Raw genomic sequence first — 3,515 nt, 5'->3', positions numbered from 1 at the left:
GTCGTCGCCGAGGGCGACCACGGTGCCGCCCGCTGCGGAGACCGCCGTGGTGCCCGCCGGCATCGGGACCGACCACACGATGCTCCCGTCGGCGAGGGAGACGGCGCCGAGCCGCTGCCCCGTGGTCCCCGCGCCGGGCAGGACGGCGAGCACGCGCACGCCGTCGCTCGCCACGACCGTCCCGTCCGCCCCGAGGGAGGCCGGGACCGACCACAGGTGCTCCCCGGTGTCCGCGTCGACGGCCCGGAGCCGGCCACCCTCGTCCAGGAGGAGCAGCCCGTCGAGCCGGAGCAGCGCACGGTCGACGGGTCCGCGGTTCCAGGAGAGCGCGACGTCGATCAGGTCGACCCCGACGACGCTCCGCCCGCTGCGCACGAGCGCGAGGGCCCCGCCCGAGCCGTCGTCGACGGCGAGCTCGACGGGCTCGCCGTCGAGCCGGGCTCCGGCACGGCCGGCCAGGTCGTGCCAGGTCCCGGCCGTCCCGTGCCACAGGGTGAAGCCGAGACGGTCGGTGGAGAGCAGGACCCCGCCCTCGGCGGTCTGCTCGGCCACCAGCACGGAGCCGTCGGCGACGTCGAGCACCGCTGCCGCCGCGCCGTCGACCAGGACGAGGCCGCTCGCGACCCGGAGCCGGAGCTGACGTGCCAGGACGTCGTCGGCCACGGGTGCCGACGCGCTCCACAGCACGGTGAGCCCCGCCGGGTCCACACGCTCGACCACGAGGGAGCCGTCGACGAGGCGAGCGGTGACCAGGTCGCCGTCGCTCGTGTCCCAGCCGACGGTCCCGATCGGCAGCACCGCGATCGCGGTCGGCGTGCCTCGGACGTCGAGCACGACGAGGGACCCCGGCGTGGCGCCGAGCGCCTCGTCCGTGTTCGGCGCCTCGACCCCCGGCCGGCCAGGGACCTCGCAGGCGAGGTCGCCTCCGTCGCCGCCGAGAGGGCGGCACAGGGGCGTGAGGTTGCCAGGGGTCAGGGATCGAGGCATCAGCCAGAGCCGGGTCCCGGTCTGCGCGTCGCGAGCGACCGTCCGCACCCTCCCCTCGGTCTCCTCCGCGGCCAGGGCGACCTCCCCGACCACCTCGAGAGAACCCGGCCCGCGCCACTGCTCCTGCAGGGGTGAGCGCAGGGACGGGACGAGCCCGGGGGTCCCGGAGGCCGCAGCGACACGTGCGTCGTCCGCGCTGACTCGAGCCGCGTCGCGCAGCGTGAGGGTCGCGATCACCAGGGCGGCACCCGTCATGCCCACGGCGGCAGCACGGAGGAGGCGGGCACGGCGCCGTCGTCGGCCCTCCGGGGTCGCCGGGGCGATGTGAGCGTGAGCGGTGGACGCCGACCCAGAGCCCCGTGCCGGGCGTGCCGACGGCTCGGGCTCGTCGTCGAGCTCGACGTCGACCATGTCGTCATGGCGCCGGGCCATCCGTCAACCCTACGCGCCCGTCCGCCTCGGCGACCTGCTCGTCCCGCCCGGAGCGGTACCACCCGTTCGGAGCCCGGTCCGAGGTTGCCGTCCGGGCCCAGTGCGAGTCTGATGGGGTGATGATCCCCTCCGACGTCGTGGTGGCCATGGATTCGATCGAGTGGACGCACGAGCGCGTGCGCACCGCTCTCGAGGGGCTGCGGGACGACCAGGTCCGCGAGTCGTCGAGGCTGCCCGGCTGGACCCGCGGGCATGTGCTGGCCCATCTCGCCAACGTGGGGGAGGCGGCGGTGCGCCAGTGGCAGAACGCCTACGAGGACGCCCCGGTCGTGCCGTTCTACGACGGCGGTACCGAGGGCCGCAACCGTGCGATCGAGGAGGGTGCGACGGCGAGCGCTGCGGAGCACGTGGCGCGCGTCCAGTCCGTCATGGACCGGGTCGAGGGCCTCCTCGACCTGCTCGACGACGCGGCCATGGCCCGCCGTACCGGGTTCCGCGATCGCACCGCCGCGGCGATCGTCCTCGCCTGGTGGCGAGAGACGAGCATCCACCTCACCGATCTCGACCTCGGCGTCGAGCACACCATGTGGGGTGCCGCGCTGCGCGAGCACCTCGTCGGCTACCTCGGCGCCCGTGTGCCGGAGGGGATCCGGCTCGACCTGGAACCCACCGACGTCGACGAGCCGCGGTACATCGGCGACGGCAGGACGCTCACCGTGACAGGTGCGGCGAACGACATCGTCGCGTGGTTGGCCGGCCGGGAGCCCCTGGCTCCGGTGCGGGCCAAGGCGGACGGGGTGGAGGTCCCGCTCCCGGAGCTCGGCCCCTGGCCCTGAGCGGTCCCGGCCCGGAGCGTTCCGGCAGCTGCGGAGCCGTCGGACCGAGCGGTCAGGCTGCTCGCTCCGTGGCGAGCAGCAGGTCGCAGACCTCGATGAGCCGGCGACGGAGCGGGGCGGCCCGCGCCGCGAGCCCACGCTGGCGCTCGACGTACTCGGCGCGGCCCTCTGCCGTCTCGATCGCCACCGCTCGCTCGCCGAGCGAGGAGACGTCGTAGGGCGAGGCCTGCATGTCCAGTCTTCGCGAGGCGAAGGCGAGCTCGAGGGTGTCCAGCAGGAGGTCGCCCGGGACGGCCGGGCCGAGGCTCATCGCCCACTTGAGCAGATCCATCGTCGCGTGCAGGCAGCCCGGCTGCTCGAGGTCCGGCTGCGTCTCGCGCGTCGGCTGGAGCCGGTTGAGCGGCCGGGCCTGCGGGGTGAAGAACCGGAAGGCGTCGATGTGCGAGCAGCGGATGGGATGTGACTCGACGACGGCGTCGGTGCCCTCCCGGCCCAGCCGCAGCGGCAGGTCGTGCCGACGCAGCGGGTCGTCCTGGCGGTAGACCATCGCCCACTCGTGCAGGCCCAGGCACCCCGTGTGCGCCGGGCGGGACGCGGTCGCCGAGAGCAGGTGGCGGACGTACCCGACGGTCGACCCGCGGTCGGACAGGAAGGCCGGCGTGTCGAGCTCGACGAGCCCTCGGCCGTCGCTCGTCGACCGGTACCAGCGCTCGCCGTCGTGCGGGGCGTCCGGCCCGGCGAGCCGCACCCCGACGCCGGGGTGCCAGCGTCGCAGGCGACCGGGGCGCAGCCCGTAGTAGTCGACGAGGAAGTCCTCGATCGGGTGACGGACCCCTGCGGCCCGACGCGCCCGGTGCGCGGCCGTCAGCTCGTCGGCGCGGGCTGCGTGCTCGGCGGCCGCAGCCGTCCACTCAGCCGGCTCGAGAACGGTCGGTGCGGCAACGGGCATGACTGCACGGTAGGTGCACGGCTCGGCCCTGTGCACGCGCCCGGTCGGAGCACGCCCCGGAGCCGGACCGGTCCCCGCGCGTGCCGCATCGCCGCGCGCGGCCCCTAGGCTGACCCGGTGCCTGAGCTGACCCGTGTGGAGATGTGGACCGATGGTGCCTGCAAGGGCAACCCGGGGCCCGGTGGCTGGGGCGTGTGGATGCGCACGGGAGACCACGAGCGTGAGCTCTTCGGCGGCGAGGTCCTGACCACGAACAACCGGATGGAGCTCACTGCCGTCATCGAGGGGCTCCGCGCGCTGACCCGCCGCTG

The 3,515-nt window shown here is 74.9% G+C and carries 4 protein-coding genes; 2 read left to right on the top strand and 2 right to left on the bottom strand.

The annotated features are described in order from the left end of the window. On the bottom strand, positions 1–1,419 hold a 1,419-nt coding region (locus tag ABWK99_RS14825), incomplete at its 3' end, for a hypothetical protein (protein ID WP_372595466.1). A 119-nt stretch (positions 1,420–1,538) separates the two neighbouring features. On the opposite strand from ABWK99_RS14825, the gene ABWK99_RS14820 reads away from it, so the two are divergent. Then, entirely contained in the window at positions 1,539–2,255 is a 717-nt protein-coding gene (locus tag ABWK99_RS14820) for a maleylpyruvate isomerase family mycothiol-dependent enzyme (RefSeq protein ID WP_372595465.1), read from the top strand. A gap of 52 nt (positions 2,256–2,307) precedes the next feature. Here the strand turns inward: ABWK99_RS14820 and ABWK99_RS14815 are convergent, their stop codons facing one another. Then, positions 2,308–3,204, bottom strand: coding sequence for a 3-methyladenine DNA glycosylase (locus ABWK99_RS14815; RefSeq protein WP_372595464.1), 897 nt, complete (start codon positions 3,202–3,204; stop codon positions 2,308–2,310). A gap of 141 nt (positions 3,205–3,345) precedes the next feature. Here ABWK99_RS14815 and ABWK99_RS14810 point away from each other — a divergent pair. Further along, positions 3,346–3,515 (top strand): RNase H family protein (locus tag ABWK99_RS14810; RefSeq protein ID WP_372595467.1); only part of this gene is annotated, 170 nt, incomplete at its 3' end.

This window comes from Actinotalea sp. (assembly GCF_041597215.1).
In the GTDB taxonomy this organism is placed as follows: domain Bacteria; phylum Actinomycetota; class Actinomycetes; order Actinomycetales; family Cellulomonadaceae; genus Actinotalea.
The sequence above is the reverse complement of the archived record's forward strand: the minus strand, read 5'-3'. Positions and strand labels throughout refer to the sequence as shown.

What these genes read in the sequence shown, in the direction of transcription:
- ABWK99_RS14820 (WP_372595465.1), top strand. Translation starts at nt 1,539, where the DNA reads ATGATCCCCTCCGACGTCGTGGTGGCCATGGATTCGATCGAGTGGACG.
- ABWK99_RS14815 (WP_372595464.1), bottom strand. Translation starts at nt 3,204, where the DNA reads ATGCCCGTTGCCGCACCGACCGTTCTCGAGCCGGCTGAGTGGACGGCT.